We start from the raw sequence: 683 nt of genomic DNA, 5'->3' as shown, positions 1-683 counted from the left end.
TAGTCGATGCACATACGGTTGAAATTCCGTAGCCGCCGAACTTTAAGCATGCTGACACTTGGAGATAGCCAGACCCGGGCGTTGGTCGACCCGGGCGTAAGGGACCGAAATTAAAGTAGGGAAGCTGGCGATGCTCTGAGGCGAGAAAAGGCATGAGGTATACTAAGGCGCCCGTACCGCAAACCGACACAGGTAGATGAGGAGAGAATCCTAAGGCCAACGGGAGAAGGGTTGTTAAGGAACTCGGCAAAATTACCCCGTAACTTCGGGAGAAGGGGAGCCCCCTAAGGGGGGCCGCAGTGAATAGGCCCAAGCGACTGTTTACCAAAAACACAGGTCTATGCTAAATCGAAAGATGACGTATATGGGCTGACGCCTGCCCGGTGCTGGAAGGTTAAGAGGAGATGTCAGGGGCAACCCGAAGCATTGAATTGAAGCCCCAGTAAACGGCGGCCGTAACTATAACGGTCCTAAGGTAGCGAAATTCCTTGTCAGGTAAGTTCTGACCCGCACGAATGGCGTAACGATTTGGGCACTGTCTCAACAGCCCACCCGGCGAAATTGTTGTACTGGTGAAGAAGCCAGTTACCCGCAACTAGACGGAAAGACCCCATGGAGCTTTACTGTAGCTTAATACTGGAAATCGGTAAATCATGTACAGGATAGGTGGGAGACTTGGAAGT

1 rRNA gene is annotated in these 683 nt (G+C 52.0%); it reads left to right on the top strand.

Going from position 1 to position 683, the window contains the following annotated elements:
- Positions 1–683, top strand: a 23S ribosomal RNA gene (locus tag WMO64_RS17050); the annotation flags it as partial.

The organism is Pseudoflavonifractor intestinihominis (assembly GCF_040096055.1).
GTDB lineage: Bacteria > Bacillota > Clostridia > Oscillospirales > Oscillospiraceae > Pseudoflavonifractor > Pseudoflavonifractor intestinihominis.
This window is presented reverse-complemented; position numbering and strand designations above follow the sequence as displayed.